Here is a 26,610-nt window from a genome sequence, read left to right as displayed (position 1 = left end):
CACGCAATTTCACCCGGCTGGGCCAACAATGGCGGCCAGTTACGGTTTCCCGAGCGAGCCCCATGGACGCAGTGATGCTTTCGCGCATCCAGTTCGGATTCGTCATCAGCTTCCACGTGCTGTTCCCGGCCTTCACCATCGGCCTGTCGAGCTGGCTGGCGTTCCTGGAATGGCGCTGGCTGCGCACCCGCGACACGCTGTGGCGCGACCTGTATTTCTTCTGGCTGAAGATCTTCGCGGTGTCGTTCGGCATGGGCGTGGTCAGCGGCATCGTGATGAGCTTCCAGTTCGGCACCAACTGGTCGGTGCTCAGCGAGCGCGCCGGCAACATCCTCGGCCCGCTGCTCAGCTACGAGGTGCTGACCGCGTTCTTCCTGGAAGCCTCGTTCCTGGGGGTGATGCTGTTCGGCTGGCGCAAGGTGCCGGAGAAGCTGCACTTCCTGTCCACCTGCCTGGTCGCGCTGGGCACGCTGATCTCCACGTTCTGGATCCTGTCGGCCAACAGCTGGCTGCACACCCCGGCCGGCTACGCGATCGTCGACGGCGTGTTCCAGCCGGCGCACTGGCGCGAGGTGATCTTCAATCCCTCGTTCCCGTACCGGCTCGCGCACATGGTGCTGGCCGCGTTCATCACCACCTGCTTCGTGATCGGCGGGGTCAGCGGCTGGTACCTGCGCCGCGGCCAGCACCTGGACGCGGCCGGGCGCATGCTGAAACTGGCGGTGGCGTTCGCCGCGATCGCGGTGCCGCTGCAGATCGCCGCCGGCGACGCGCACGGCCTGAACACGCTGGAGCACCAGCCGATCAAGGTGGCGGCGATGGAAGGCCATTGGCACGGCGAGGCGCCCGGCGCCGGCGTGCCGCTGGTGCTGTTCGCGGTGCCCAACGAAAAGGCCGAGCGCAACGACTACGAGGTCAAGATCCCGCGCGTGGGCAGCCTGATCCTGACCCACACGCTGGACGGTGAGATCGCGCCGCTGACCTCCGTGCCCGCCGACGAGCGGCCGCCGGTAAAGCCGGTGTTCTACGCGTTCCGGATCATGGTCGGGCTGGGCATGGCGATGCTGCTGCTGGCGCTCGCCTCGCTGTTCTTCTGGTGGCGCGGCACGCTGCTGCGGCAGCGCTGGCTGCACCTGGTCTGGAACGCGATGCTGCCGGCCGGGTTCGTGGCTCTGCTGGCCGGCTGGTTCGTCACCGAGATCGGGCGCCAGCCGTACGCGATCTACGGCCTGCTGCGCACCCGCGATGCGGTCAGCGCGATCAGCCCGGCGATGGTGTGGGTGTCGCTGGGCGTGTACGTGGCCGCGTACGCCTTCGTGTTCGGCTTCGGCGGCTGGTACATCCTGAAGATGCTGCGCAAGGGGCCGTTGCCGCACGAACCGGAACCGCAGCTGCAGGACGGCGACAAGACCCCGGCGCGGCCGATCTCGGCGGCCGACGACGACCTCGAGGAGACGCGCTGATGGACATGGCGACCGTGCTGCCGGTGATCTGGTTCGGCGTGATCGGCTTCGGCGTGCTGATGTACGTGCTGCTGGACGGCTTCGTGCTCGGCCTGGGCATCCTGGCCCCGTTCGCCGAGGACGAGGACCAGCTCGACCTGATGATGAACACCGCCGCGCCGATCTGGGACGGCAACGAGACCTGGCTGGTGCTCGGCGGCGCCGGCCTGCTGGCGGCGTTCCCCAAGGCCTATGCGCTGATCCTGTCGGCGCTGTACCTGCCGGTGCTGCTGATGCTGATCGCGCTGGTGTTCCGCGGCGTGGCCTTCGAGTTCCGCTTCAAGGCGCACAGTTCCAAGTACCTGTGGGGCTGGGCGTTCGCCGCCGGCTCGCTGTGCGCGGCGTTCTGGCAGGGCGTGATCCTCGGCGCGCTGGTGGAAGGCATGCCGCTGCAGGGCGGCAAGTACCTGGGCGGGGTGCTCGGCTGGTTCAGCCCGTTCTCGATGCTGACCGGCGCAGCGGTGGTGTTCGGCTACGCGCTGCTCGGCGGCAGCTGGCTGATCCTGAAGACCGAAGGGGCGATGCAGCGCATCGCGCGTGCGCTGACCCGGCCGCTGGTGCTGGTGGTGGTGGTGTTCATGGGCCTGGTCAGCGCGTGGCTGCCGTTCCTGGACTCGCGGATCATGGCGCGCTGGTTCCACGACGGCAATTTCTGGTGGCTGTCGCCGATCCCGCTGCTGGTGCTGCTCAACGCGTTCGCGCTGTGGCGCGCGGCGATGGCGCAGGGCCGCGATGCGCGCCCGTTCGTGCTGACCCTGTGCTTCTTCGTGCTCGGCTTCTTCGGCCTGGTGCTGGGCATCTGGCCGAACATCGTGCCGCCGGGGTTGAGCATCTGGGAAGCGGCGTCGCCGCCGTCCTCGCAGGGCTTCGTGCTGGCTGGGCTGGCGGTGCTGCTGCCGGTGATCCTGGGCTATACGGCGTGGTCGTACCGGGTGTTCCGCGGCAAGATCACCGCCGACACCGGCTACCACCACTAGCGGTTGCGCGTGGCGTGGTGGCAGCGCGCCGGTCCAGGCGCGCGTCCGGCTTGCCAGCGGCGGTGGCGGCGGCCAAGCTACCCGGACCCGCGGTCCGCTGCGGTCCAGCCGCCCGCCGAGCCGTCGCCACGCATGCCTGCCGTTCCTTCCCCTGTTTCCACGCTCCCGTCGTATCCGCTTGCGGTTGGCGACGCGCACCGCGCGCTGGCCTATGCCGGCGGCCAGCACATCGACCTGGGCACCTTCCTCGGCCATGTGCGCGGCCTGGCCGCGGCGCTGCCGCCGGGCCGCTACGCGCTGAACCTGTGCGAGGACCGCTACCGCTTCATGGTCGCGTTCTGCGCGGTGGCGCTGCGCGGGCAGACCTCGCTGCTGCCGTCCTCGCGCGCGCCGGCGGTGGTCGCCGAGGTGCAGCGCAGCCATGCCGACAGCTACTGCCTGGGCGACCTGGCGCTGGCCGAGCCGCCGCCGCACTACTGGCAGCTGCCCGAGCCGCTGCCGCGCCTGGACGGCGACATGCCGCAGCTGGCCGCCGATGCGCTGGTCGCGATCGGCTTCACCTCCGGCAGCACCGGCGCGCCCAAGCCCAATCCCAAGACCTGGGGCAGTTTCCTGACCAGCACCCGCCAGGACCTGCTGGCGCTGGCCGGGCTCTGGCAGGCCGACGAAATCCCGCAGGTCGTGGCGACGGTGCCGCCGCAGCACATGTACGGCATGGAGCTGTCGGTGCTGCTGCCGCTGGTGACGCCGCTGGCAGTGCATGCCGGGCGGCCGTTCTTCCCCGAGGACGTGGCGCGCGCGCTGGCGCAGGTGCCGGCACCGCGGTTGCTGGTGACCACGCCGGTGCACCTGCGCGCGCTGGTCGAATCCGGCGTGGCGCTGCCGCCGCTGGCCGGCATCGTCTCGGCCACCGCGCCGCTGGCACAGGAACTGGCCAGGGCCGCCGAGGCCCGCTTCGGCGGCGAAGTGCGCGAGATGTTCGGCTCCACCGAGACCTGCGTGTTCGCCAGTCGGCGCACCGCATGCGAGGCGCAGTGGACCCCGCTGCCCGGCGTGCGCGTGCTGCCGCAGCCCGACGGCACCCTGGTGCACGCGCCGCACCTGCCGCAACCAGTGCTGCTGGCCGACCTGATGGACGTGGCCGCCGACGGCCGCTTCCAGGTGCGCGGCCGCCAGGCCGACCTGCTGGAGATCGCCGGCAAGCGCGCCTCGCTGGCCGACCTGACCCGGCGCCTGCTGGCGCTGCCGGGCGTGGTCGACGGCGCGATGCTGCAACTGGAACCGGAACCCGGTCAGGCGGTTGGCCGCATCGCCGCCGTGGTGGTCGCGCCGACCCTGGACGACGCCGCGATCCTGGCCGCCCTGCGCCGCGAACTGGACCCGGTGTTCCTGCCGCGCCGCCTGCGCAAGCTCGACGCCCTGCCGCGCAACGAGACCGGCAAGCTGCCGCGCGACCGGTTGCTGGCGCTGTTGATGGGCGAGCGCGAGGGCTGAAGACTGGTCAGCGCCGGACGCCGCAGCGCCCCAGGTGTCCGGCGCATCTGCGGAGTACGCGGCTGACCACCCACCGCTCTTCACGACAAGGCGCTCGACACCTCCGCGGCGAGCCGCTCCACGTCCACCGGCACGCGCGTATCCACCGCGACCACAGTCCCTAGTCCCACCGGTCCGGCGTACTCAGCAAGCATGTCCGGCGACAATTCTTTCAATGGATGCGCAGCGTGATGGGTGCCTGCCGTCGCCCGATTGCGAAAACGTCGGGCGGTTTCGTCTGGCCCGCAGTCGCAGTGAACCTCGACGATGACCGCGTCCAGGCTGGCCAGTCTGTCGCGTTCGTACGCGCTGCGGGGCCGGAAGTTGGCTTCCAGCACCGCGTGCGGCGCGTGGCGTGCCAGCGACCAGAGGAGTTCCATCGCCGCGCCGCCGATCCGGCGCGATGCGGCGAGATCGCCGCCGCTGTCGCCGAGGGTGTCGGTCAGCGTTTCCTTGATGAAATCCTTGCAGAACAGCGGAAACCCGAGCCGTGTGGCGAGCGGTACCGCCAAGGTGGTTTTGCCTGCGCCAGGTGCGCCGGACACGATCACGATCTTGCGGCGACTGTCGGACATGGCATGCCAGTGCGAGGATCTGGAGCGGACGCCGCCGAGCAGCTGGCGACGTTACTTGGGATTCGGGTGCGTGCATCTGCAGGTGGCGAACCGCAGCGGCGGTCGCGACCGAACGTCCTGCATTGCTCGACGCCTGGTCGAGCAAACCGCACCCGCCATCGCGGCGATGGCGAGCTGGCGCGCCCGGCCGCGCGCACGCTCAGCCATGCACGCCGTCGATCTCCACCGCCAGTTCGTTGCGGCAGATCACCGCGTGCAGCAGCAGGCGCGGGACGCGGTTGCCGAAGCGGGCGTCGAGCGCTTCGGCGACCAGCGGCAGGTCGGCCGCTTCGCGCACGTAGACCTTCAGCCGGGTGCCGTCGCCGAACTGGGTCGGCAGGTCCGGGGCGTGCGTGCGCGCGGCGGCCAGCAGCGCGTCGAAGTTGGCGAAGGTTTCCTCCAGCTGCGCCAGCAGCTGGCCGCTGTGCATCGAGGCGTGGCCGACCACGCTGGCGGTGCCGGACAGCAGCAGCGGCATGTCGCTGCCGGCCGGCGGCAGCATCGCGCGGGCGAAGCTCGGCGATTGCGGGCCGTACTGGCGCGGGTAGCGGTAGGCGCTGACCTGGCGCGGGTTCTCCAGCGGCGTGCCGGCCTGCGCGGCGGCCAGCCAGTAGATCTGGATCACCCGCGCGTCGTCGCAGCGGCCGACCGCGGTGGCGGCCGGCAGCTGGCTGGTGTCGAAATCGCCGAGCCCGCGCGCGCGGCCGACGCAGAACTGGCGGTAGCGTTCGCGGTCGCCGCTGCCCAGGGTGATCGCGTCGAGGTAGTTCCAGATGCGCAGCAGGCGCGGCGTGGCGCTGCCGGCGACGAACGCGGTGATCTGCGCATAGGCCAGCGCCGAGGCCTCTTCGATCTCCAGCGCCTGCTCGTCGATCTCGATCACGCCGAACTGCAGGCGGCCGTCGCTGGCCCAGGCGATGTCGCCGTCGCGGCCGCTGCGCACCGGCGCGTCGGTGCGCCAGATCTCCAGCATGCGCGGGCCGTGCGGTTGCAGCGGCACGCGCAGGTAGCGTGGATCATCGTGGCGCGGGGCGTCGTTGCCGAAGCCGAACACCGCCAGCACCCGTTCGTCGCGCAGCAGCTCGCCCGGATCGGTCTCGGCGACGTAGTCCACCTGCAGCTGCGGATGCCGCTGGTCGTGGGGCGGGAACTGCGGGTACGGCCGGCTCATGATTTGTCTCCGTGCAGGGTGTCGCCTTGGAAGTGTTCGCGCGCCTGGCGGCGGCGCTGGCGCCAGGACCGCCAGGCGCGCGGCAGCATCGCGGCCGCGGACATGGCGTAGATGGCGCGGAATACGCGCAGCCGGCGCAGCACCGCGCGGTTGTCGAACACGTCGCCGGCCAGCATCGCCACCACCGCCTGTTCCACCTGCAGCACGTTGCGCGGCTGCGCGAACAGGTCGCGCATGGTGGGTGAGGTGAAGCGGTAGATGAACCACTTGAACTCGGCCAGGCCGCGGCGCAGGTGTTTCTCCAGGCCGCGCTGCAGCCGCGCCTCGCGCGCCGGATCGCGCAGCGCCGCGTCGACCATCGCCGCGCCGCGCTCGGCGCTGTGCATGGCCAGGTACACGCCGGAGGAGAACATCGGGTCGACGAAGGCGTAGGCGTCGCCGAGCATCAGCCAGCGCGGCCCGCCCATGCGCGTGCATTCGTAGGCGTAGTTGCCGGTGGCGTGTACCGGCGCCACGCGCTGCGCGCCGGCCATGCGCGCGGTCACGTCCGGGTTCAGCGCCAGGGTGCGCATCAGGAACGCTTCGCTGTCGCCCTGGCGGGTCTTCATGTATTCGGGGTAGCACACCGCGCCGACGCTCATCACGTCGTCGGGCAGCGGGATCAGCCACATCCAGCCATGCGGGTGGCGGTAGATGCTGATGTTGCCGGCGTCCTCGCCGGGGCGCCGCGCCACCCCACGGAAATGGCTGAACAACGCCGCCGACTGGTGCTGCGCGTTGGCGCGCTTGAGCTTGAGCTTGTTGCCGAGGAAGGTGTCGCGGCCGCTGGCGTCGATCAGGTAGCGCGGGCGGAACGTGCGCACGCCGTCGGCGCCGCGGGCCTGCACCAGCGGGCGTTCGCCGTCCAGCTGCACCGCCTCGACCTTGACGCCCTCGTGCAGGTCGGCGCCGGCGGCGCGGGCGTGGGCGAACAGCACCCGGTCGAACTCGGCGCGCGGCACCTGGAACGCGTAGTCGGACTGCGCGCCCAGCGCGTTGGCGAAGCGGAAGGTGTTGTAGCCGCCGGCGTCGTTGGGGAAGTCGGCGCCGAGCTTGAGCACGCCGATCGCGCGCACCTGCTCGAGCACGCCCAGCCGCTGCAGGATCGGCACGTTCATCGGCAGTAGCGATTCGCCGATGTGGAAGCGCGGGTGGTGGTCCTTCTCCAGCAGGGTCACCCGCCAGCCCTTCTGCGCCAGCAGGGTGGCCGCGGCGCAGCCGGCCGGGCCGCCGCCGATCACCAGCACGTCGGGCGTTTCCGCCGCGGCGGCCTGCGGCGTGGCGGGGGAGGGCGCGGAGACGGCGGCGGTGGGATTCATCCTGAAAAACCTGCGGCGGACATGTAAGACGGACGGCATGATAGCTTGCCGGCCAGGATCGGGCAGTTGCGCCGCTGCGCCCGATGCACCATCTTGTCGCACCCGTCCTCTAGCCTGGAAGCCCCTGGATGTCTTCGCAAACCGCCGCCGAACGTGAACTGGCCGAGCTGCTGGTCGAGAGCCTGAACCTGGAGGACGTGCAGCCCGGCGACATCGATCCGGAGGCGCCGCTGTTCAACACCGGGCTGGGACTGGATTCGATCGACGCGCTGGAGCTGGCGCTGGCGATCAGCAAGCGCTACGGCTTCCAGCTGCGCTCGGACAACGACGAAAACCGCCGCATCTTCGCCTCGCTGCGCGCACTGTCGGCGCATGTCGAAGCCAACAAGACCAGCTGATCCGGCCGACGCCGCGCCCTGGGCGCTGGCGCTGAGCGTGCTGCTGGCGCTGGCGTATTCGCCGCTGGCGCATTGGGCCAATGCCGCGCACCGTTCCGACCTGGCCGTGCTGGCCGGCGCGGCGCTGGTGCTGATGCTGCTGGTGGAGCCGATGGCGCGGCGGCGGCCATGGGCCTGGGCGCTGGCGTTGCTGGCGCTGGCGTTGCTGGCGCCGCTGTGGCGCTCGCCGCACGCCCTGCTGCTGCTGGCCGCGCCGCCGGTGCTGTTCACCGCGTGGGTGGCCTGGTTCTTCGGGCGCAGCCTGCAGCGCGGGCGCACCCCGCTGATCTCGCGCATCGTCGAGGCGTTGTACCGCCAGGCGAACCTGCCGCTCACCCCCGCGCAACTGCGCTACACGCGCCGGCTGACCCTGGCCTGGACGCTGCTGCTGGCCGCCATGACCGTGCTGAACCTGGTCCTGGCGCTGTGCGCCGTGCCCAGCGGGGTGTTGGCGCAGCTGGGACAGGCCTCGCCGCTGCCGATCGGCGACGCGCGCGCCTCGCTGATCGCCAACCTGCTGGGCTACGGGGTCATCGGCGGCTTCTTCGTCGGCGAGTACTTCCTGCGCGGGCGCTGGTTTCCGCAGCGTCCCTACCGTAATCTGCCTGACTTCCTGCACCGGTTGGCGCGGCTGGGGCCGGTCTTTTGGCGCGATCTGTTGCGCTGACGCGCGCATCGCGGGGGCAGAGGGTTGTGCAGATCACCAAGGAAAAACTGAAGATGCCGCAGGCAGGGATGCCGTCGCGCATGGCCTGGGCCGTGTGGAACGCAGTGCAATTGCTGTTCACCCTGGCCTTCACCGCGGTGGGCATCGTCGCGGCGCTGGGCCTGCTGCTGCTGTGCGGGCCGCGCCTGCCGCTGCGCATGGGCGCGCGGGTGTGGGCGCCGGTGCTGTTCTTCGGCGCCGGGGCGCGGCTGGTGGTGGAAGGCCAGGAGCGGGTGGACTGGTCGCGCAACCACCTGTTCGTCAGCAACCACCAGTCGATCATCGACATCTGCGCGCTGTTCGCGGCGCTGCCGGTGCCGCTGCGCTTCCTGCTCAAGGACGAAATGCTGCAGGTGCCGTTCGTGAGCTGGTACGCGCGCGCCACCGGCATGCTGTTCCTGGACCGCGACAGCCGCCGCGCCGGGGCCATGGTCCGGCGCCAGGCCGCGGCGCTGCTGCGCCAGGGCCAGGACCTGTGCCTGTTCCCGGAAGGCACCCGCAGCCGCAGCGGCGAACTGGCCGAATTCAAGGCGGGGCTGTTGCAGGCCGCTATCGATGCTGGCGTGGACGTGGTGCCGGTGGCGTTGGACGGGGCGGGCAAGGTGCTGCCGTCGACCAGCCTGTTCCGGGTCCGGCCCGGCGTGATCCGGGTGCGGATCGGCGCGCCGATCAACGTGAACGGCGCCGATGGCCCGCTGGACCGGCAACAGCTGACCCAACGCGCGCACCACGCCGTCCGTGCCATGCTCGAACCCAGGATATGAGCCGCTGCCCTTATGGATTTCGTCGTACCGCATGATCATCCCAGCCTGCCAGGGCATTTCCCGGGCCACCCGGTGGTGCCCGGCGTGGTGGTGCTGGACCACGTGCTGCAGGCCGTCGAGGCCGTGCACGGCGCGCGCGGGCCATTGCGCCTGCCGCAGGTGAAGTTCCTGCAGCCGCTGCTGCCCGGCCAGCCGGCGCGGGTGGAACTGGACGGGGCGGCGCCGCGCTGGCGCTTCCGCGTGCGCCGCGGCGAGGACCTGCTGGTCAGCGGCGACCTGGTCGCGGACGCGGCGCCATGAGCGCCAGCTGGAAGCACCGTCCGGAAGGCGGCGGCCGGTTCGCGCTGTGGCTGATCCGCAGCATCGCCCGCTACGGCGGCCGCGCCGTCGGGCGCCTGCTGCTGTATCCGATCACCCTGTATTTCCTGCTGGTGCGCGGCCCGGAGCGGCGCGATTCGCGCGACTACCTCAGCCGCGTGTTCGACCGCCCGGCCACGCTGCTGGACGTGGCCCGGCACATCCACACCTTCGCCTCGACCATCCTGGACCGGGTGTTCATGCTGTGCGGGCAGATGCACCGCTTCCAGGTCGACATCCAGGGCCTGGAGCAGCTGCACGCGCAGATGGACCGCGGCCGCGGCGTGCTGATCTTCGGCTCTCACCTGGGCAGCTTCGACGCGCTGCGGGTGCTGGCCACCGAACGCCCCGACGTGCAGGTCAAGGTGGTGCTGGACAAGGCGCACAACCCGGCGATGACCGAACTGCTGGGCGCGCTCAATCCGCAGCTGGCGGCCAACATCATCGATGCCGGCATGGACAGCACCTCGATCGTCATGGCGATCAAGCAGGCCGCCGACGAAGGCGCGCTGGTCGCGTTGCTGGTGGACCGCCCGCGCCCGGAGGACCCGGCGCTGCCGGCCGCGTTCATCGGCCAGGGCGCGATGTTCCCGACCTCGCCGTGGCTGATCGCCGCGGCGCTGAAGGTGCCGGTGGTGCTGGCGTTCGGCCTGTACCGCGGCGGCAACCGCTACCAGCTGGTGTTCGAGACGTTCAGCGAAGGCCTGGACCTGCCGCGGCGGCAGCGCGCGCCGGTGCTGGCGGCGCTCATCCGCGATTACGCCGCCAGGCTGGAACATTACACGCGCTCCGCGCCGTACAACTGGTTCAACTTCTACGATTTCTGGAACAACCGCCATGCCGATGCGTCGCACCTTGCCGTGGATGCTGATACTGCTGTGCAGCGCCGCACCGCTGTGCGCCGCGCCGCCTGAGCCGCTGGACCCCGGCTGGATCCTGCAGAAGCTGGCGCGGCCGGTCCCGGTCAGTACCGATTTCGTCGAACTGCGCGGCTCGGCGCTGCTGAAGGCGCCGCTGCGGGTGCAGGGCCAGTACCGCCGCCCGGACACCGACACCCTGGTGCGCGAAGTCACCGCGCCGTACCGCGAGACCACCACCCTGCGCGGCGGCGAGGCCACCCTGGAACGCGCCGGCAAGGCGCCGCGGCGTTTCTCGCTGGCGCGGGTGCCGGAACTGGCCGGCCTGCAGAACGGCTTCGGCGCGCTGCTGTCCGGCGACCGCGCGCAGCTGCAGCAGCACTACGCGCTGAGCAGCAGCGGCACCCGCGAACGCTGGCAGTTGCAGCTGCAGCCCAGGGACCCGGCGCTGGCCGCGCAGGTGCGCAGCCTGCGCCTGTACGGGCGCGGTGCCGAGCTGCGCTGCATCGAGACCACCCCGGCCAAGGGCGACGTGCAGCGCACCCTGCTGGCCGGCGCAGCGCGCGACGCGGCCAGCCTCCTCGAGACCGATGCGCTGACCGCGCTGTGCCACGGCGACGCGCATTGATGCGCCCCGCCTGCGATAGCGCGCAGCGGCCCGCGCCGTGCGCCGCCGCCTGCGCGGCCGCGGTGCCGGATATGCGGGCCGTTGCCGGGTCGCAGCGATGAAACGCCAATTGGGTTCGAAGGCACGCATCGCGCTGGCGCTGCTGTGGCTGGCGCTGCTGGCCGGTGGCGGCTGGTGGCTGGGCAACGTGCTGCAGGTGTCCGGCGACCTGCGCAAGTTCATGCCCGAAGCCCAGACCCCCGCGCAGACCCTGCTGCTCGACGAGCTCGGCGAAGGCCCGGGCTCGCGGCTGCTGCTGATGTCGCTGTCCGGCGCCGATGCGGCGACGCTGGCGCGGCAATCGCAGGCGCTGCGCGCGCAGCTGGCCGCGCAGCGCGACACCTTCGAGCTGGTCGCCAACGGCGCCGATGCCGGGCTGGACGCGATTCCCGAGCGCCTGCTGGCCTACCGCTACCTGCTCAGCGACAGCTTCGACGCGCATCCGCTGGATGCGCCGACGCTGGCCGACGCGCTGCAGGCACGGCTGCAGGACCTGGGCTCGCCGGCCGCGGCGATGGTCGAGCCGCTGCTGCCGCGCGATCCGACCTTGGAAATGCTGCATCTGGCCGAGAGCCTGCAGCCGGCCGGCGGCCCGCAGCAGCGCGACGGGGTCTGGTTCGACCGCGCCGGCAAGGACGCGCTGCTGGTCGCGCAGACCCGCGCCGCCGGGTTCGACCCGACCGGGCAACAGCGCGCGGTGGACGCGATCCACGCCGCCTTCGCCAAGGCCAGCGCCGGCAGCGCCAGCCGCCTGACCCTGACCGGGCCGGGCGCGTTCTCGGTGGAGATCGGCGGGCGCACCCAGAACGAGGCGCAGTGGATCGGCATGCTGGATACGCTGGGCCTGGTGGTGCTGCTGCTGGTCGCCTACCGCAGCTGGAAGATCCCGGTGCTGGGCGTGCTGCCGCTGGCCAGCGCCGGGCTGGCCGGGCTGGGCGCGGTGGCGCTGCTGTTCGACGGCGTGCACGGCATCACCGTGGCGTTCGGCTTCACCCTGATCGGCGTGGTCCAGGACTATCCGATCCACCTGTTCAGCCATCAGCGCCCGGGCCTGGACCCGCGCGCCAACGCGCGCCACCTGTGGCCGACGCTGGCCACCGGCGTGGTCTCCACCTGCATCGCCTACGTCACCTTCCTGTTCTCCGGCGTGGACGGCCTGCGCCAGCTGGCGGTGTTCACCATCGCCGGGCTGCTGGTGGCGGCGCTGACCACGCGCCTGCTGCTGCCGGCGTTGATCGATCCTTCGCCGCGCGACCACGCCGACTCGCCCGCATTGGCGCGGCTGTGGCGCGGCATCGCGCGGCTGCCGCGGCCGCGCTGGTCGCTGCTGGCGCTGGCCCTGGCCGCGGCGGCGGTGATCGCGTTCGCGCCGGGCCCGTTCTGGCAGAACGACCTGTCCAAGCTGACCCCGGTGCCGGCCGACGGCCTGGCCCGCGACGCGCACCTGCGCCAGGAACTGGGCGCGCCGGACGTGCGCTACGTGCTGTCGCTGCCGGCGGCGTCGGCCGATGCCGCGCTGGCCGCGTCCGAGCGGCTGCGCCCGCGCCTGGACGCGCTGGTCGCGCGTGGCGAGCTGGCCGGCTACGACATGGCCGCGCGCTACCTGCCCAGCGCGGCGACCCAGCGGCGGCGCCAGGCGGCGTTGCCGGACGCGGCGCAGGCGCGTGCGCTGACCGCCGCGGCGGTGGCCGCCACGCCGTTCCGCGCCGACGCCTTCGCCCCGTTCCTGGCCGACCTGGAACGCGCCCGCAGCGCGCCGCCGCTGACCGCGCGCGACCTGCGCGGCACGCCGCTGGCGACCACCGTCGACGGCCTGCTGCTGGACCGCGCCGACCACGCCACCGCGCTGGTGTCGCTGACCGGCCTGCGCGACCCGGCGCGGCTGGCCGGCGCGGTGCAGGGCAGCGGCGCGCAGCTGCTGGACCTGAAGGACGCCTCCGAATCGCTGGTCGCCGCCTACCGCGGCCGCGTGCTCGGCGCGCTGGGCATCGCCGCGCTGCTGCTGGCGCTGACCGTGGCGCTGGCGCTGCGCACGCCGCGCCGGATCGTGCGCGTGCTGTTGCCGATGGCGCTGACCACGCTGCTGATCCTGGCGATCCTGCGCGGCTGCGGGGTCGAACTGAACCTGTTCCACCTGATCGCGCTGATCCTGGCCGCCGGCCTGGGCCTGGACTACGCGCTGTTCTTCGACCATGCCGGCGACGACCGCGCCGACCAGCTGCGCACGCTGCATGCCCTGATCGTGTGCAGCCTGATGACGCTGCTGGTGTTCGCGCTGCTGGCCGCCTCCAGCATCCCGGTGCTGCGCGCGATCGGCAGCACCGTGGCGTTGGGCGTGCTGTTCAATTTCGTGCTGGCGCTGCTGGTCTCGCGCGAGGACGCCAGCGCCGCGCCGGCCGTGGTGCACGGGGAGGCAAGCGCATGAGCGAACTGCCGCGCGGACGCGACGCGATCGCGGCGCTGGTGCCGCACCAGGGCCTGATGTGCCTGTGGGAAGAGGTGCTGGCCTGGGACGCGCAGCGCATCGTGCTGCGCAGCCTGGCGCACCGCGCCGCCGAGCATCCGCTGCGCAGCGGCGGCCGCCTGCGCGCGCTGCACCTGTGCGAATACGGCGCGCAGGCGATGGCGGTGCACGGCGGCCTGCTCGGCCGCGCCAGCGGCAAGCCGGTGCGCCCGGGCATGCTGGTCGCGCTGCGCGGCGTGCAGTTGCACGTGGCCGATCTGGAGGCATTGCCGGAGGCGATCGAGTGCGAGGCCGAAGTGCTGCTGCAGGCCGAGGACAGCCAGCAATACGGCTTCCGCATCGTCCATCGCGGCCAGCTGCTGGCCGAAGGCCGCGCCACGGTGATGCTCGGCGCGGCGTAGCGTTTCGACTGGCGTCTGTAGGAGCGGCTTCAGCCGCGACAGGCTCTGTCAGCAACGCGTCGCGGCTGAAGCCGCTCCTGCAAACGCCGCATACGCTGGCGCCACGCCCGCGAATCGCTAGCATGGCGACCCCGCCCCCTTCCGCCCGAGGAACTACGATGTCACAGCCTTCTTCCGCGCGCCGCGCCCTGGTCACCGGTGGCAGCGGCGACCTGGGCGGGGCGATCTGCCGGCGCCTGGCCGCCGACGGGCTGCACGTGATCGTGCACGCCAACGGCAATCTGGCACGCGCGGCGGCGGTGGTGCAGGACATCGCCGCTGCCGGCGGCAGCGCCGAGGCGGTGGCGTTCGACGTGGCCGACGCCGATGCCAGCGCCGCGGCACTGGCCGCGCTGCTGGAGGCCGGGCCGATCCAGGTGGTGGTCAACAACGCCGGCATCCACGACGACGCGCCGATGGCCGGGATGCACGCGGCGCAATGGCACCGGGTCATCGACGTGTCGCTGCACGGCTTCTTCAACGTGACCCAGCCGCTGCTGCTGCCGATGGCGCGCACGCGCTGGGGCCGCATCGTCAGCGTGTCGTCGGTGGCGGCGGTGCTCGGCAACCGCGGCCAGACCAACTACGCCGCGGCCAAGGCCGCGCTGCACGGCGCCAGCAAGTCGCTGGCGCGGGAGATGGCCAGCCGCGGGATCAGCGTCAACGTGGTCGCGCCCGGGGTCATCGAGGGCGCGATGGCCGGCGAGGCGTTCGCGCCGGAGGCGATCAAGCAACTGGTGCCGGCCGGCCGCGCCGGCAGGCCGGACGAGGTCGCCGCGCTGGTCGGCTTCCTGTGCTCGGACGCGGCCGGCTACGTCAACGGCCAGGTGATCGGCGTCAACGGCGGCATGGGCTAGGACGTGTCATCCGTCCCCTGAACGGCGCGCGCCACGCCCGCGCATGCGGGTTCGCGGCAGCGCCGATACGGCGGCGTGCACGCGCAAGCGTGGCCCTGCGGGTTGGCGCCTGTCAGGCCGTCCGCCGGTACCGCGCGGCTCGACCCGCCCACCGGCCAGGCGCTGCGCCACGCGGCACCGGCGCGCGACCTGACCGGCCCAATGCGACCCGTTCGGGAATGGCGACGCGCCCTGGCGCCCGCGGCGCGGTACTTGGAATGCGGGCGGGGCGGGCCTATAGTCGGGACATGTCCGTCGTGCCTGCCAGCAAGAAGCGCCCCAGCCGGGTCCCGGGCGGCACGGTCGCGACCGTGTCCGAGCTCAAGGACCGCACCTATGCCGTGTTCACCGGGTCGGGCGTGCGCGTGGACCTGCAGGCGTTCTTCAACAGCGAGTCCGGGCGCCAGGCGGTGAGCAAGGTGGCGCGCACGGTCCGCGGCCGCGTCGAGGCCAAGCGCGCCAAATAGCCGCGGGGGCAAGGAATGCCTTTCAACCAGTTGCTGTTGCCGCTGATCGGCGGCTATCTGTTCGTCAACTTCACCTTCATCACCTCCTACTGGGCCTCGCGCCAGGGCAAGGAACAGTTGCTGATGGCCTCGGCGCTGGTCGGCATCCTCGCGCTGGCGATGGCCCGGGTGCTGGCGGTGCTGTTGATGGCCACCGCCTGGGGCCGCGAGGCCTGGCACCTGCTGCATCTGGTCGCGCCGTATCCGGGCATCGGCACCGCCTTGCTCGCCTTCCTGATCTGCCTGGCGCTGCGGGTGTGGATCAACTGGTTCTGGCCGCGCGACGAGGCGGCGCTGTGGCTGTACGGCACCGGCACCTACAACAGCCTGGAGCGGCTGTTCTTCCTCAGCGTGCTGCGCGTGGAGCAGGTGCGGACCCGCGGCTTCGTCGCCGAACTGGCGATACGCATGCTGTGGCATCCGCCGCTGCGCCTGCGCCGCTGGCTGTCGCGGGTGCTGTCGTCGCGCTCGGCGGCGGACCAGGCCGGGCTGGATGCGCAGGCGCACCCGGCCGATCGCTTGGACGCGCTGGAGACCAGCGACGGCCTGCTCGCGCCGGTGCCGGTGCTGCTGTCGCTGAAGGACCGCAAGGTCTACGCGGGCTGGCTGGAATGGATCCCGCCGCTGCGCGCCGACGCCTCGCCGTACCTGCGCCTGATCCCGGTGTGGAGCGGCTACCGCGATGCGCAGACCCTGCGGGTGGTGGTGACCGAGAACTACTCCGAGGACATCTTCTCCGGCTCCGAGCTGCCGGCGGCGAAGGTGATCTCCACCGGCGACATCGCCAACGCCAGCCTGTTCGATCCGGACGTGTTCGACCGTTTCGGCAGCGAGCCGGCGGAGGCGGAGCAGGGCGACGCGGAGCGGGACGCCGCCGCGCAGGCGCCGCGCCCGCGGGCCGCCGACGCGGAGTGAGCGCTCACGCCGCCGCGCGCGACGCGGCGATCGTCGGCAGCGACCGCCAGCGCCATGGCGCTCGGCGCGGCCGGTCGCCGATCCCGATCACCGCGTCCCGTGCCGTCCCGGCAGGCCGTGCGGACGCTACGCTGCGCGCGCGTACCAGGTGGCGGCCAGCGAGCGCTCGCCGTCCAGCGTATCGGCGAGCAGCGCGTCCAGGCCGTGGCCATCGATCTGCGGATGCTGCGCCCGCGCCTGGCCCAGCACTTCGCGCGCCAGCCAGCTCATCCGCGCCACGTTCTCGCGTACGCGCGCGACGAACGCCGCGTCGTCCAGCACATCGTTCAGCGCCGCGTTGAGCTGGTGGAACCAGCCGATCACGTACTGGTCGAGCAGCCGCCCGTCGGCTTCCGGCTGGCCTTGCGCCGCGTTGTGGCGGCCCCAGTCGCGCAGCAGCGCCTGCATGCCCAGGTTGAGTTCGCGCGCGTGGGTGAAGTCCGGGCGCAACCGGCCCAGCGTCGGCAGGTCGGCGATGCGGTTGGAGAAGAACAGCGGCGCCAGCAGCGCCCAGTAGTAGGTGTAGTCCCAGATCACCTTGACCGGCATCACCTGCGCGTCGCCGAACAGCGGGTACTGGTCCTGGTACAGGGTCAGGGTGTTCTCGTAGAACGAGAAATACAGCTGCTGGTACAGCTCGGCGTAGGGCGCGAGGTTGCCTCCGGCACGGTCGCGCCCGATCAGTTCGCAGATGTAGGTATTGGAGATGGCGATGAAGTCGCTGCCCGGCGAATAGAACGGGTCGAGAAAGACCCCGGCCTCGCCGGTCAGCGCCCAGCGCTGCGCCGAGAACACCTGCTTGCAGCCGTAGGAGAACTTGCGCAGGAACAGGAAGTCCTGCAGCGCGTGCTGGCTCTGTTCGAGCGTGCGCGCCACCTGCGGCTGGTGCGTGCGCAGCCAGGCCATCGCCTTGTCGTGGGTGTTCATCGTCTCCAGCGGATGCATCTGCGCATCGCAGACGATGCCCAGCGAATGCGCGCCGGAGGACAGCGGGATCAGCCAGAACCAGTAGCCCGGGCCGCACATGTGGTTGGTCGAGCGCCAGCGGTCCGGCGGCGTGCAGCGCTGCAGCCAGCCGCTGTCCTGCGACCAGGCGTTGGGATCCACCAGCCCGTCCACCCGCCACCACACCGCGTTGGCGTTGTGCGCGTTGTCCTGGGCCAGACCCAGCTTGCGCTTGAGCAGGCCGGCGCGGCCGCTGGCGTCCACCACCCAGCGCGCGCGCAGCGTCGCCGCGGCGCCGTCGCGCTCGTAGCGCACCTGGTGGTCGGCGTCGTCGTCGGCCAGGTCGATGCCGCGCACCGTGCAGCCGTCGATGAACTCCACGCCCAGCGCGCGGGCGCGCTCGCCGAGGAAGTTCTCGAAGCGGCCGCGGTCGATCTGCCACGACGGCGTCGGCAGCAGCTGGCTCACGCCCAGCTCGGTGCAGCGGTCGATGTCCTCGCGCCCGTCGGAGAAGAAGAAGCGGAAGCCGAACTTGCGGATCTGCTCGGTTTCCAGGTGCTCGCGCAGGCCGAGCACGTTGGCGAAGTAGTGCGCGCCGATCTCCACCGAGGATTCGCCGACCTTGAACGCGGCCTCGCGTACCGGATGCGCCCGCCGTTCCAGCACGCTGATGCGCAGTGCCGGGTCGCGCTGGCGCAGTTGCAGGGCCAGGGTCAGCCCGGCCAGGCCGCCGCCGGTGATCACCACATCCGCGTGCTGCTCGTTCATGTCGTTTCTTCCTTGTCGAAAGGTGTGGGCACCTCGGGAAATCCGCCGGGGGCATCGTCGATCAGCACCGGATTGGCGCGGACGCGACGGTATTCGCGCAGCACCTGGCCGTACCTGCAGACCTGCACGACCACGTGCGAGGTGATCTTCCACAGGTCGCGCACCAGGCGGAAATGGCTCTTGCGGAACTCGCCGGCCTGGTGCGCGTAGCGCGTCTCGATCGGCACCGCGACCACCCGCGCGCCGGCCTGGCGCGCGGCGGAGATCAGCAACTGCGCCTCGAACACGAAGCCTTCGCCGGGCACGTCGGGCAGGGTGAACACCGACTGCGGGTACAGGCGCTGCCCGCTCTGGCTGTCGACCAGCTGGAAGCCGCAGGCCCAGGCGATGCCCCAGTCGCCGAAGTCGTTGCCGATGCGGCGGATGGTCGGCTGGCTGGCGCGCTTGCGCAGCCGCGCGCCGACGATCACGCAGCCGGGATGGCGGTTGGCCGCGGCCAGCAGGCGCGGGAAGTCGGCGGCGCTGTGCTGGCCGTCGCCGTCCATCGTCATCACCGCGCGCGCGCCCTGGCGCTGCGCCTCGGCGAAGCCGCTGCGCAGCGCGGCGCCCTTGCCGCGCCGCTGCGGGTGGCGGATCAGCGTCACCGGCAGGTCGGCGATGCAGTCGCTGGTGCCGTCGTCGGAACCGTCGTCGACCACGATCACCCGCGGGCAGTGCGCCAGCGCATCGCCGACCACCTCGCGGATGCGCAGCGATTCGTTCAATGCCGGAATCAGGATCGCGGCATCGGCGGCGCTCAGCGGGCTGCGGCTCATGCCGCCAGCTCCACGTACAGGCAGCGGCCGCCGCCTGCGTCCAGCGTGCAGCCGGCGGCGCCGGCGGCCAGCGCGTCGAACAGCGCCAGCATCGGCGCCATCGCATTGCCGGCGGCGTGCCGGGCCAGCGCGCCGCCGTCGGCGTCTGCCGCGCCGTCGCCCAGGCGCACGCGCAGGCGCGGCTTGCCCGGCAGCGCCGCGGCGCCGAGCACCAGCGCGCCGCCGAGCAGGCCCTCGCTGTGCGAGACGCGGCCCAGCGGGCCGGCCGAGCGGCTGTCGTAGCCGGCCAGCAGGATCGCCTCCTCGCCGGCGGCCAGCTGCGACAGCGCCTCCAGCAGGCCCTGGGCGAAGCTGGCGCGGTGCGCACTGATCGCGGTCGCCGCGGCGGTGGCGCCGGCGCCGATGGTCCAGTAGCCGGCGGCGGCGTTGTGCACCGAGTTGTGGAACTTGGTCGGCGAGATCGCCAGCGGATCGTCGGCCAGCGTGGCGCACATGTAGTCGGTGATCGCCAGGTCGCCGTGGGTGGAGGTGAACACCGACGGCAGCGTGGCCGGATCGCGGCCGGCGTCCTGGCATGCGGCCAGCGCCACTTCCAGCGACACCGCCACCGTGTCCGGCGCGCGGCGCCGCTCGTTGGCCGCCAGCAGCTGCGACGCCGGCCGCGCCGGGGTCTCCAGCGTGGTGCCGGCGCCGCTGGCGAAGGCGCGCGCCGCCGCCCAGTTGGGCAGGCCGCCGGTCCAGAAGCCGATGCCTTCGATGGTCGCGGTCAACATCGGCGTGCTCATGCGCGGCCGAACAGCAGCGAGCAGTTGTTGCCGCCGAAGCCGAAGGAATTGTTCATCGCGTAACGGACCTGTGCGTGGGCAGCGGCGAAGCGGATCTGCGGGCCGCACTCCGGATCGGGCTGGTCGCTGTTGAGGGTGCCGGGGAGCAGGCCCTCGCGCAGCGCGAGCAGCGCGAACACCGACTCGACGATGCCGGCCGCGCCCAGGGTATGCCCGGTCCAGGCCTTGGTCGAACTGGCGTGCAGGGTGGCCGGGAACAGCGCCGCCACTGCGGCGGCCTCGATGCTGTCGTTGGCCGGGGTGGCGGTGCCGTGCAGGTTCAGGTAGCCGACCTCGGCCGCCTCCACCCCGCCGCGCCGCAGCGCGGCGCCCATCGCCAGGCGCGCGCCCAGCCCCTGCGGGTGCGGCGCGGACATGTGGTGCGCGTCGCTGGATTCGCCGTAGCCGCACAGCACCGCCAGCGCCGGCGGCGCCGCGGCCGCGTCGGTGCGCTCCAGCAGCGCATAGCCGCCGGCTTCGCCCAGCGACAGCCCGACCCGGCGCACGTCGAACGGCCGGCACGGTTCCGGCGACACCAGCTGCAGCGCGTTGAAACCGAACAGCACGCTGCCGCACAAGGTGTCCACGCCGCCGACCAGGGCCGCATCCACCACCCCGGCGGCGATCAGCCGCGCCGCCTGCGCGAACACCTTGGCGCTGGACGAACAGGCGGTGGCGACGGTGATGCACGGCCCGCGCAGGCCGGTGGCGTGCTGCACGAAATCGCCCAGCGAGTGCGGCGTATGCACGATCGGCCGCTCCAGGTCGGCGGGAAAGCGCGCGCCCTCGGCATCGTGCTCGAGCCGGGTATAGGCCTCCTCGCTGGCGCCGATGCTGGAGGTGGAGGTGCCCATCACCACCGCCACGCGCTCGGCGCCATGGCGCTGCGCGGCGGCGGCGACCGCCTCGCGCAGGCCGTCCTGCTGCAGCGCCAGCCACGCCAGGCGGTTGTTGCGGCATTCCCAGTCGGCCAGCGCCGACGGCAGCGGCAGGCTTTCCAGCGCGTCCACGCGGCCGATCCAGCAGGGCAGCGGCTGCGCGCCGAAATCGTTGCGGCGCAGGCCGCTGCGGCCGTCGCGCAGCGCCGTGGCCTGGGCCTGCAGCCCGCTGCCGAGCGCGGTGGTCGCGGTGTATGCACGAATCGCGACGGGTGCCATGCGGGGCGACGGGGACGCTTCGGTCACGCGATATTCCGTAGAGGATGAATCGCAGGAGTATATCGACGCGGTGCGCGAAGCCGTGAAGCGCACGCGCCCACGCTGAACGTGAACGGGCATGGCGCATGCATTTATAAATGCAACGCAGGGCGCGCGCTTTCGCCGCTGGCGCATTTCCTCCACAATCGCTTGCCTTTCCACGCCAGGCGCACGCCACGGGCATGCAAGCCTACGTCTACAAAAGCCAACGCAAGCCGGACACCTATCTCTACCTCGCCAAGCGCGACGACTTCGGCTGTCTGCCGCAGGCGCTGCTGGCGTCGCTGCAGCCGCTGGGGTTCGTGCTCGAGGTGGCGTTGACCGCCGAGCGCACCCTGGCCCGCACCGACCCGGCCGCGGTCCGCGCGAATCTGGCCGGCTGCGGCTTCCATCTGCAGTTGCCGCCGCTCCCCGACGGCCGGACCGATCGACACGATGACTGACTCCCCCTTCCGCGCGCGCGCTCCCTGGATCGCCGCGGCGCTGGGCGCGCTGCTGGCGCTGGTCGCCGGGGTCGGACCGCTGGCCGCGGCGCTGGGCGCCTGGCTGGCGCAGCCGGCGTTCGCGCTGGCGCTGTCCTGGCAGCGCGGCAGCCGGCCGCGGCCGGCCAGCGCGCAGGCGTTGGGCCGCGAACTGCTGCCGTTGCTGGCGCTGTGGGCCGGCGGGCTGGGCCTGGTCGCGTTGCTGGTGGCCTGGCCGCTGGCGGCGCTGCGCGACAGCGGCAGCCTGGCCGCGGCGCTGGCGCTGAGCGTGGCCGCCAGCGCGGCGCTGCTGGGGTTGTGGCGCACCTGGCCGCTGTGGCACGGCAGCGAGTGCGCCGGCGGCCCGCTGGGCGCGCGCTGGCAGGCGCTGGCGCAGCAGGACGTGCAGGCCTGGCGCGGCCTGGCGGTGGCGGCGCTGGTGCTGGTGCTGGCCGGGATCGGCGTGTTGCTGGCGTGGCCGGGCCTACTGGCCGCCGCCGCGCGCTGGCCGCTGGCGCTGGCCTATGCGTTGCTGTCGCCGCTGCTGCATGCCCTGCTGCAGCGCGTGGCCGCGCCGCAGACGCTGGCGGTGCCGGCTTCCTCGGCGGACCTGTTCGCCGAACTGAGCGCGGCCTCCGCGCCGCGCGAGGACGAGGCGGCGCCGGCGCCGGACGAACTGCACGCGGCGCTGTACGACGCCGCGCGCGGCGGCCGCGTCGATCGTGCGCTGCAACTGCTGCAGGCCGGCGCCGACCCGCACGCGCTGCCGGCGCCGGACTGGCGCGACCAGCGCAGCCTGCCGGTGCTGGCCGCGGTGCTGCCGGACCTGCGCCTGCTGCGCGAGCTGATCGTGCGCGGCGTCGACGTCAACCAGCCGCACCTGGGCATGACCCCGCTGCTGGCCGCGACCCGCGACAGCTGGCACGGCCGCCCCGAGGCGGTGATGACCCTGCTCGCCAACGGCGCCGACCCGCGCGCCAGCGACGGCGACGGCAACACCCCGCTGCACCATGCCGCGCGCAGTTCCGATCCGGGCGTGGCCGCGCTGCTGCGCGATGCCGCCGCCGAGCTGGACGCGCTCAACCGCGACGGCCTGACCCCGCTGGCGGTGGCCTGCCACGTCGGCAACTGGCGCATGGCCAAGTTCCTGCTCGAGCGCGGCGCCAAGCCGGAACCGGCCGAGGGCAGCCCGGTGCTGCTGGCCGCGGCCGGCACCGAGGAGGACGATCCGGCCGGCGTGCAGCTGCTGCTCAAGCACAAGGCGCGGGTCGACGCGCGCGACCGCCAGCGCCGCAGCGCGCTGCACGAAGCGGCGCAGGCCGGGCACGTGGAGATCGTCGATGCGCTGCTCGGCGCCGGCGCCAACCTGGAAGCGCGCGACGCGCTGGGCCGCACGCCGTGGCTGGAAGCCGCGCGCCACGGCCGCGTCGCGGTGCTCGAACACCTGCTGCCGCACAAGCCCGACCTGACCGCCGTCGACGGCGACGGCCGCAACGCGGTGTTGCTGGCCTGCACCGCCGACCAGGTCTCGCCGGGGCTGATCCGGCGCCTGCTGGAGCTGGGCATCGCGGCCGCGCAGCCGGACCACGGCGGGCGCCGCGCGGTCGACCTGGCCGCCGAGGCCGGGCGCTGGGCGATCGTGTCCGCGCTGGATCCGGACTATCCGCTGCCGGCCGCGGTCAGCGACGGCCAGGGCGAGGTCGGCCACGCCAGCCTGCCCGACCGGCCGCCGCTGGAACTGCTGCGCGAAGGCCTGCAACTGGGCCAGCGCGACGGCCTGGCGGCGCTGGCGCGGCTGTGCGCGGCCGAGGAACTGGGTGCGCTGCTGCACGATCCGCACCTGGCGCTGAACCCGCAGGCGGTGGACTGGTTGCTGGCGCACGGCGCCGCGCCGGAAGTGCTCGACGCCTGTGGCGACACGCCGATGTTCGCGCTGCTCTCGCGCGGCGTGGAGGCGGTGCCCAGCCTGCAGGCGATGCTGCGCCACGGCGTGTCGCCGGCCGGCCGCGGCGGCCTGACCCGGCTGCTCGCCGCCTGCGCCCAGCACGACCATGCCTCGCGCGCGCTGGAGCAGTTCGCGCTGGACCTGCTCGAGCGCGGCGCCGATCCGTTCGCGCCGTCGCCGGCCGGCGATCCGCCGCTGTCGCTGGCGGTGCGCCTGGGCTGGCTGCGCCTGCAGCTGCAGCTGCTCGAACGCGGCGCCGACCGCGAGGCGCGCGACAGCCACGGCATGACCGCACTGCACCTGGCCGCCGCGCTGGGCCGCGAGGCCTCGTTGAAGCTGCTGATCCAGCAGGGCGCCTCGCCGGAGGCGCGCGCCGCCGACGGGCAGACCCCGCTGGGCGTGGCCCTGGCCAGCGGCCGCCGCGACCTGGCCGATTGGCTCGACTGGCGGATCTGGCCGTTGCCGCGGCGCCCGCTGCGCGAGGCCGACCTGCCGGCCGCGGCGATGGTCGGCGACGCCGATGCGATCCGCCGCCTGATCGATCTGGGCCTGGCGGTGGATGCGGTCGACGCGCAGGGCTGCACCGCGCTGCTGCGCGCCGCCGGCGGCGGCCATGCCGCGGCGGTGGACCTGCTGCTGGCGCGCGGCGCCGACCTGCAGCACGCCGCGGGCAGCGGCGCCACGCCGTTGTCGGCGGCGGTGAGCATGCGCCAGACCGACATCGTCGCCGCGCTGCTGGCGGCCGGCGCGCAGATCGAGCAGCGCCTGCCCGGCGGCGTCACCGTGCTGATGCTGGCCTGTGCGCTGGGCCTGCCGGACATCGCCGCACGCCTGCTGGCGGCCGGCGCCGACGTGCATGCCGGCGATGCGCAGCAGCTGGCGCCGCTGCATTGCGCCGCGCTGTACGGCTTCACCGCGCGCGACAAGTCGCGCCTGCTGGCGCTGCTGGACACCTTGCTGCTGGCCGGCGCCGAGGCCGACCGCAGCGCCGCCGGCGGCGTGACCCCGCTGCTGCTGCTGCTCGGCGCGCGCGCCGAACCGGGCACCGCCTGCGAAGAGCCGGTGGTGCTGGCCGGGGTGGAGCGCCTGCTCGACGAAGACGTGAGCCTGGACGTGCAGGACCCGCGCGGCTTCGGCCCGCTGCACCTGGCCGCGCTGCACGGCCTGCCGCTGCTGGTGCAGCGCCTGCTGCGCGCCGGCGCCGACCCGGACCTGCGCGACACCTTGAACCGGACCCCGCGCGAGATCGCGGTGATGCGCGGCTTCGTCGACGTCGCCGGCCAGTTCCAGCCGGCACTGCCAGGGGTGTCCTCGATGGCCCGGTTCCTGCGCGAAAGCCGCTGACGGCGGCGGTCGGCGCGCTGCGCCGCGTGCCTGGCGCGTGCGCATGCGCGAATCCGCCGGCGCGGCAGTCGCGCGGCGTCGCTTCCGTTGCGGCGCCCCGAAAAAAAGCCCGCCGGACGGCGGGCCGATCGATCCTTCGATACGTACGCGGGATGGTGGTTCCTCCCGCGCACGCCGGCGCGGCGGCGACCCACGCCGCCGCTTGCCGCCTTACTGCCGCACCACCAGGGTCAGGCCGCTGTAGCTGCCGGACAGGCGCAGGTAATACGTGCCTGCGCTGGACGGGGTGACGCGGATCGTCTGGGTGGTGCTGCCGGCCCGCACCGAGCGCGCATCGTAGCTGCTGCTGGTCGGCACCCTGCCGGCCGCGGCGTACAGCGCGACGCTGCCGGTGCCGCCGAAGGTCATGAAGCTCACCGCCTTGCCCGCCTCGGCCTGGAAGCTGTACAGCGCGTCGCCGCCCTGGCTGCCGAGACCGCTCATCTCGACCTTGTTGGTCAGGGTCTTGGTCGGCGGCACGCAGCTGCTGTCCGACGGCTGGCAGGGCGGCGTGGTCGCCATCTGCAGCAGCATGTCCACGTCCAGGATGCCGGCGCCGATCGGCGTGGTGGTGGAGATCGCCACCGGGAACGGCCGCGCGCTGGCGCGCAGCAGGTCGCGCATGCCGGTCCAGGTGAGCGGGGTCGCGGCCACGCTCTGCACCATCGCCACCGCGGCGGCCACGTGCGGGGAGGCCATCGAGGTGCCGGCCATGCCGCCGATCTGCCAGTCGCCAGTCGGGCCCTGCGTGCCGCCGTTGAGCACCTGGAAGATGTAGCCGTTCGGATCGCCGTCGACGTCGCCGCCGCCGCCCGGCGCGGCGATGTCCACGCGCGTGCCGTAGTTGGAGTAGCTGGCGCGGCCGCCGTTGACGCGCGAGGCGCCGACGCTGATCACACCGTTGCAGGAGGACATGGTGTAGGTGGCTGCGTTGGCGTTGGAGTTGCCGGCGGCGACCACGATGATCGTGCCCTTGGCGTTGATCTGGTCGATCGCGTCCTGGTAGATCTGCGGGCAGGTATCCGGGCCGCCGCTGCCCAGGCTCATGTTGATCACCTCGGCCGGATTCGGATTGGTCGGCAGGCCGGCGATCGGCAGGCCCGCGGCCCACAGCATGCCGTCGGCGATGTCGCTGCCGAAACCGCCGCAGGACCCGAGCACGCGCACCGGCAGGATCTTGGCGTTGTAGGCCAGGCCGGCGGTGGCCAGGCTGTTGTTGGTGACCTGGGCGATGGTGCCGGAGACATGGCTGCCGTGCCAGGAGCTCGGCTCCGGGGCGTTGCCGGACGCGCCGAGCGCGGTGCAGTAGTCGGCCTCGACCCAGTCGCCCAGGTCGTAGCCGCCGGGGGCGCGGCCGTCGCTGTCGCGGCGCGAGACGCGATGGTCGGTGATCATGTCGTAGCCCGGCAGCACGTTGGCGGCCAGGTCCGGATTGTTCTGCACCACCCCGGTATCGATCACCGCCACCACCACGCCCTGGCCGGTGGAGCGGGTCCAGCCCTGCTCGGCGTTGACCCCGCCGACCGGGTTGTGGAAGTTCCACTGCAACTGGGCGTAGGCCGGATCGTTGGGGGTGGTGGAGGCGGCGGCCGCGATGGCGGCCGGCAGGCGCACGCTGGCTTCGTCCAGGCGCCGGTACAGGCGGTCGACCTGCACCGTCAGCACCGACGGGTCGGCCTTGAGCTCGTTGATGAAGGCGGTGCGCTCGCTGTCGCTGAGGTGGCGCGAGGTCTGCACCACGTGCCAGCCCGGCACCGCCATGTCGCGCAACACCTTGGCGCTGACTGCGCTGCGCGCCGGCACGCCGGCGCTGGCGCTCTTGGCGCGCTGCATGCCGCTGCGCGCGACCGCGCTGCTGAGGGTGGTGGCCAGCAGGCTGCGCGCATGGGTGCCGCCCTCGCGGGTCTTGACGATGAAGCGCTGGCCCAGGTCGGTGGCCGTGGCCGCTTGCGGCGTCGGGCCGCGCACGCCGCCCAGGCGGATGGTGGGAGAAGCCGCCTGCGCGGCACCGGCAAACAGGACAGCGGCGAGCGCGGCGGCGAGCGTGTTGGAGGACGTCATCTGCAGATC

24 protein-coding genes are annotated in these 26,610 nt (G+C 72.7%); 16 read left to right on the top strand and 8 right to left on the bottom strand.

The features are described 5' to 3' along the window. The first annotated feature begins 62 nt into the window (after positions 1-62). The 3 genes from OCJ37_RS20175 to OCJ37_RS20165 all read left to right on the top strand — a co-directional run bounded on the left by OCJ37_RS20175 (position 63) and on the right by OCJ37_RS20165 (position 3,973). Positions 63-1,463: a cytochrome ubiquinol oxidase subunit I gene (locus tag OCJ37_RS20175; protein WP_263111457.1), complete on the top strand. Its 1,401-nt coding sequence runs from the start codon at positions 63-65 to the stop codon at positions 1,461-1,463. Beyond that, positions 1,463-2,479, top strand: a complete 1,017-nt coding sequence (gene cydB, locus OCJ37_RS20170) for a cytochrome d ubiquinol oxidase subunit II (protein WP_263111456.1) — start codon at positions 1,463-1,465, stop codon at positions 2,477-2,479. Before OCJ37_RS20175 ends, cydB begins: the two co-directional genes overlap by 1 nt. A gap of 132 nt (positions 2,480-2,611) precedes the next feature. Continuing rightward, positions 2,612-3,973, top strand: a complete 1,362-nt coding sequence (locus OCJ37_RS20165) for an AMP-binding protein (RefSeq protein WP_263111455.1) — start codon at positions 2,612-2,614, stop codon at positions 3,971-3,973. 80 nt (positions 3,974-4,053) lie between these two features. Here the strand turns inward: OCJ37_RS20165 and OCJ37_RS20160 are convergent, their stop codons facing one another. The 3 genes from OCJ37_RS20160 to OCJ37_RS20150 all read right to left on the bottom strand — a co-directional run bounded on the left by OCJ37_RS20160 (position 4,054) and on the right by OCJ37_RS20150 (position 7,155). After that, positions 4,054-4,587 carry a P-loop nucleotide/nucleoside kinase family protein gene (locus tag OCJ37_RS20160; protein WP_263111454.1) on the bottom strand — a complete coding sequence of 178 codons (534 nt, stop codon included), beginning with the start codon at positions 4,585-4,587 and terminating at the stop codon, positions 4,054-4,056. Between the two features lie 199 nt (positions 4,588-4,786). Further along, a complete protein-coding gene (locus OCJ37_RS20155) occupies positions 4,787-5,797 on the bottom strand; it encodes a chorismate transformation FkbO/Hyg5 family protein (RefSeq protein ID WP_263111453.1) in 1,011 nt (336 codons plus the stop codon). After that, positions 5,794-7,155 carry an NAD(P)/FAD-dependent oxidoreductase gene (locus OCJ37_RS20150; RefSeq protein ID WP_263111452.1) on the bottom strand — a complete coding sequence of 454 codons (1,362 nt, stop codon included), beginning with the start codon at positions 7,153-7,155 and terminating at the stop codon, positions 5,794-5,796. Before OCJ37_RS20150 ends, OCJ37_RS20155 begins: the two co-directional genes overlap by 4 nt. A gap of 128 nt (positions 7,156-7,283) precedes the next feature. On the opposite strand from OCJ37_RS20150, the gene xanC reads away from it, so the two are divergent. The 11 genes from xanC (at position 7,284) to OCJ37_RS20095 (ending at position 16,164) form a co-directional block, all read left to right on the top strand. After that, positions 7,284-7,553: a xanthomonadin biosynthesis acyl carrier protein XanC gene (gene xanC / locus OCJ37_RS20145; RefSeq protein ID WP_003470209.1), complete on the top strand. Its 270-nt coding sequence runs from the start codon at positions 7,284-7,286 to the stop codon at positions 7,551-7,553. After that, positions 7,528-8,259, top strand: a complete 732-nt coding sequence (locus tag OCJ37_RS20140; RefSeq protein ID WP_263111451.1) for a COG4648 family protein — start codon at positions 7,528-7,530, stop codon at positions 8,257-8,259. Before xanC ends, OCJ37_RS20140 begins: the two co-directional genes overlap by 26 nt. Before the next feature lie 53 nt (positions 8,260-8,312). After that, on the top strand, positions 8,313-9,062 hold the full coding sequence (locus OCJ37_RS20135) for a lysophospholipid acyltransferase family protein (protein ID WP_263113749.1): 750 nt from the start codon (positions 8,313-8,315) through the stop codon (positions 9,060-9,062). 12 nt (positions 9,063-9,074) lie between these two features. Beyond that, a complete protein-coding gene (locus tag OCJ37_RS20130; protein ID WP_263111450.1) occupies positions 9,075-9,362 on the top strand; it encodes an ApeI family dehydratase in 288 nt (95 codons plus the stop codon). Next, positions 9,359-10,333, top strand: a complete 975-nt coding sequence (locus OCJ37_RS20125; RefSeq protein ID WP_263111449.1) for a lysophospholipid acyltransferase family protein — start codon at positions 9,359-9,361, stop codon at positions 10,331-10,333. Before OCJ37_RS20130 ends, OCJ37_RS20125 begins: the two co-directional genes overlap by 4 nt. Further along, the gene (locus OCJ37_RS20120) at positions 10,257-10,904 is read left to right on the top strand and encodes a LolA-related protein (protein ID WP_317633201.1); all 648 of its coding nucleotides are present in this window, start codon (positions 10,257-10,259) and stop codon (positions 10,902-10,904) included. The genes OCJ37_RS20125 and OCJ37_RS20120 overlap by 77 nt, the downstream gene beginning before the upstream one ends. A gap of 97 nt (positions 10,905-11,001) precedes the next feature. Continuing rightward, positions 11,002-13,368, top strand: coding sequence for an MMPL family transporter (locus tag OCJ37_RS20115; RefSeq protein ID WP_263111448.1), 2,367 nt, complete (start codon positions 11,002-11,004; stop codon positions 13,366-13,368). Further along, positions 13,365-13,808, top strand: a complete 444-nt coding sequence (locus OCJ37_RS20110) for a hotdog family protein (protein WP_263111447.1) — start codon at positions 13,365-13,367, stop codon at positions 13,806-13,808. Before OCJ37_RS20115 ends, OCJ37_RS20110 begins: the two co-directional genes overlap by 4 nt. Positions 13,809-13,966: 158 nt before the next feature. Continuing rightward, positions 13,967-14,704 carry a 3-oxoacyl-ACP reductase FabG gene (gene fabG / locus OCJ37_RS20105; protein WP_263111446.1) on the top strand — a complete coding sequence of 246 codons (738 nt, stop codon included), beginning with the start codon at positions 13,967-13,969 and terminating at the stop codon, positions 14,702-14,704. A gap of 287 nt (positions 14,705-14,991) precedes the next feature. Then, positions 14,992-15,210 (top strand): hypothetical protein, encoded by a 219-nt coding sequence (locus OCJ37_RS20100; protein WP_263111445.1) that lies wholly within the window; start codon positions 14,992-14,994, stop codon positions 15,208-15,210. Between the two features lie 15 nt (positions 15,211-15,225). Continuing rightward, complete coding sequence (locus OCJ37_RS20095) at positions 15,226-16,164, top strand: hypothetical protein (RefSeq protein WP_263111444.1); 939 nt, start codon at positions 15,226-15,228, stop codon at positions 16,162-16,164. A 126-nt stretch (positions 16,165-16,290) separates the two neighbouring features. Here the strand turns inward: OCJ37_RS20095 and OCJ37_RS20090 are convergent, their stop codons facing one another. From OCJ37_RS20090 to OCJ37_RS20075, 4 genes are read right to left on the bottom strand one after another with little or no spacing between them, the layout of a single operon-like run. Continuing rightward, a complete protein-coding gene (locus OCJ37_RS20090) occupies positions 16,291-17,916 on the bottom strand; it encodes an NAD(P)/FAD-dependent oxidoreductase (RefSeq protein ID WP_263111443.1) in 1,626 nt (541 codons plus the stop codon). Beyond that, on the bottom strand, positions 17,913-18,731 hold the full coding sequence (locus tag OCJ37_RS20085) for a glycosyltransferase family 2 protein (protein ID WP_263111442.1): 819 nt from the start codon (positions 18,729-18,731) through the stop codon (positions 17,913-17,915). Before OCJ37_RS20085 ends, OCJ37_RS20090 begins: the two co-directional genes overlap by 4 nt. Further along, positions 18,728-19,504 carry a beta-ketoacyl synthase chain length factor gene (locus tag OCJ37_RS20080; protein ID WP_263111441.1) on the bottom strand — a complete coding sequence of 259 codons (777 nt, stop codon included), beginning with the start codon at positions 19,502-19,504 and terminating at the stop codon, positions 18,728-18,730. Before OCJ37_RS20080 ends, OCJ37_RS20085 begins: the two co-directional genes overlap by 4 nt. An 8-nt stretch (positions 19,505-19,512) precedes the next feature. Continuing rightward, the gene (locus tag OCJ37_RS20075) at positions 19,513-20,712 is read right to left on the bottom strand and encodes a beta-ketoacyl-[acyl-carrier-protein] synthase family protein (RefSeq protein WP_263113747.1); all 1,200 of its coding nucleotides are present in this window, start codon (positions 20,710-20,712) and stop codon (positions 19,513-19,515) included. Between the two features lie 221 nt (positions 20,713-20,933). Here OCJ37_RS20075 and OCJ37_RS20070 point away from each other — a divergent pair, with 221 nt between their 5' ends. Both OCJ37_RS20070 and OCJ37_RS20065 read left to right on the top strand, forming a co-directional pair. Further along, positions 20,934-21,194: a YcgL domain-containing protein gene (locus tag OCJ37_RS20070; protein WP_263111440.1), complete on the top strand. Its 261-nt coding sequence runs from the start codon at positions 20,934-20,936 to the stop codon at positions 21,192-21,194. Beyond that, complete coding sequence (locus OCJ37_RS20065) at positions 21,187-24,501, top strand: ankyrin repeat domain-containing protein (protein ID WP_263111439.1); 3,315 nt, start codon at positions 21,187-21,189, stop codon at positions 24,499-24,501. Before OCJ37_RS20070 ends, OCJ37_RS20065 begins: the two co-directional genes overlap by 8 nt. A gap of 210 nt (positions 24,502-24,711) precedes the next feature. Here the strand turns inward: OCJ37_RS20065 and OCJ37_RS20060 are convergent, their stop codons facing one another. After that, a complete protein-coding gene (locus OCJ37_RS20060) occupies positions 24,712-26,601 on the bottom strand; it encodes a S8 family serine peptidase (protein WP_263111438.1) in 1,890 nt (629 codons plus the stop codon). Between the last annotated feature and the right edge of the window lie 9 nt (positions 26,602-26,610).

The sequence above is a fragment of the Xanthomonas sp. AM6 genome, from assembly GCF_025665335.1.
GTDB lineage: Bacteria > Pseudomonadota > Gammaproteobacteria > Xanthomonadales > Xanthomonadaceae > Xanthomonas_A.
The sequence above is the reverse complement of the archived record's forward strand: the minus strand, read 5'-3'. Positions and strand labels throughout refer to the sequence as shown.

Coding starts and splice junctions, on each gene's coding strand:
- OCJ37_RS20175 (WP_263111457.1), top strand. CDS start 63: ATGGACGCAGTGATGCTTTCGCGCATCCAGTTCGGATTCGTCATCAGC.
- cydB (WP_263111456.1), top strand. CDS start 1,463: ATGGACATGGCGACCGTGCTGCCGGTGATCTGGTTCGGCGTGATCGGC.
- OCJ37_RS20165 (WP_263111455.1), top strand. CDS start 2,612: ATGCCTGCCGTTCCTTCCCCTGTTTCCACGCTCCCGTCGTATCCGCTT.
- OCJ37_RS20160 (WP_263111454.1), bottom strand. CDS start 4,587: ATGTCCGACAGTCGCCGCAAGATCGTGATCGTGTCCGGCGCACCTGGC.
- OCJ37_RS20155 (WP_263111453.1), bottom strand. CDS start 5,797: ATGAGCCGGCCGTACCCGCAGTTCCCGCCCCACGACCAGCGGCATCCG.
- OCJ37_RS20150 (WP_263111452.1), bottom strand. CDS start 7,155: ATGAATCCCACCGCCGCCGTCTCCGCGCCCTCCCCCGCCACGCCGCAG.
- xanC (WP_003470209.1), top strand. CDS start 7,284: ATGTCTTCGCAAACCGCCGCCGAACGTGAACTGGCCGAGCTGCTGGTC.
- OCJ37_RS20140 (WP_263111451.1), top strand. CDS start 7,528: ATGTCGAAGCCAACAAGACCAGCTGATCCGGCCGACGCCGCGCCCTGG.
- OCJ37_RS20135 (WP_263113749.1), top strand. CDS start 8,313: ATGCCGCAGGCAGGGATGCCGTCGCGCATGGCCTGGGCCGTGTGGAAC.
- OCJ37_RS20130 (WP_263111450.1), top strand. CDS start 9,075: ATGGATTTCGTCGTACCGCATGATCATCCCAGCCTGCCAGGGCATTTC.
- OCJ37_RS20125 (WP_263111449.1), top strand. CDS start 9,359: ATGAGCGCCAGCTGGAAGCACCGTCCGGAAGGCGGCGGCCGGTTCGCG.
- OCJ37_RS20120 (WP_317633201.1), top strand. CDS start 10,257: ATGCCGATGCGTCGCACCTTGCCGTGGATGCTGATACTGCTGTGCAGC.
- OCJ37_RS20115 (WP_263111448.1), top strand. CDS start 11,002: ATGAAACGCCAATTGGGTTCGAAGGCACGCATCGCGCTGGCGCTGCTG.
- OCJ37_RS20110 (WP_263111447.1), top strand. CDS start 13,365: ATGAGCGAACTGCCGCGCGGACGCGACGCGATCGCGGCGCTGGTGCCG.
- fabG (WP_263111446.1), top strand. CDS start 13,967: ATGTCACAGCCTTCTTCCGCGCGCCGCGCCCTGGTCACCGGTGGCAGC.
- OCJ37_RS20100 (WP_263111445.1), top strand. CDS start 14,992: ATGTCCGTCGTGCCTGCCAGCAAGAAGCGCCCCAGCCGGGTCCCGGGC.
- OCJ37_RS20095 (WP_263111444.1), top strand. CDS start 15,226: ATGCCTTTCAACCAGTTGCTGTTGCCGCTGATCGGCGGCTATCTGTTC.
- OCJ37_RS20090 (WP_263111443.1), bottom strand. CDS start 17,916: ATGAACGAGCAGCACGCGGATGTGGTGATCACCGGCGGCGGCCTGGCC.
- OCJ37_RS20085 (WP_263111442.1), bottom strand. CDS start 18,731: ATGAGCCGCAGCCCGCTGAGCGCCGCCGATGCCGCGATCCTGATTCCG.
- OCJ37_RS20080 (WP_263111441.1), bottom strand. CDS start 19,504: ATGTTGACCGCGACCATCGAAGGCATCGGCTTCTGGACCGGCGGCCTG.
- OCJ37_RS20075 (WP_263113747.1), bottom strand. CDS start 20,712: ATGGCACCCGTCGCGATTCGTGCATACACCGCGACCACCGCGCTCGGC.
- OCJ37_RS20070 (WP_263111440.1), top strand. CDS start 20,934: ATGCAAGCCTACGTCTACAAAAGCCAACGCAAGCCGGACACCTATCTC.
- OCJ37_RS20065 (WP_263111439.1), top strand. CDS start 21,187: ATGACTGACTCCCCCTTCCGCGCGCGCGCTCCCTGGATCGCCGCGGCG.
- OCJ37_RS20060 (WP_263111438.1), bottom strand. CDS start 26,601: ATGACGTCCTCCAACACGCTCGCCGCCGCGCTCGCCGCTGTCCTGTTT.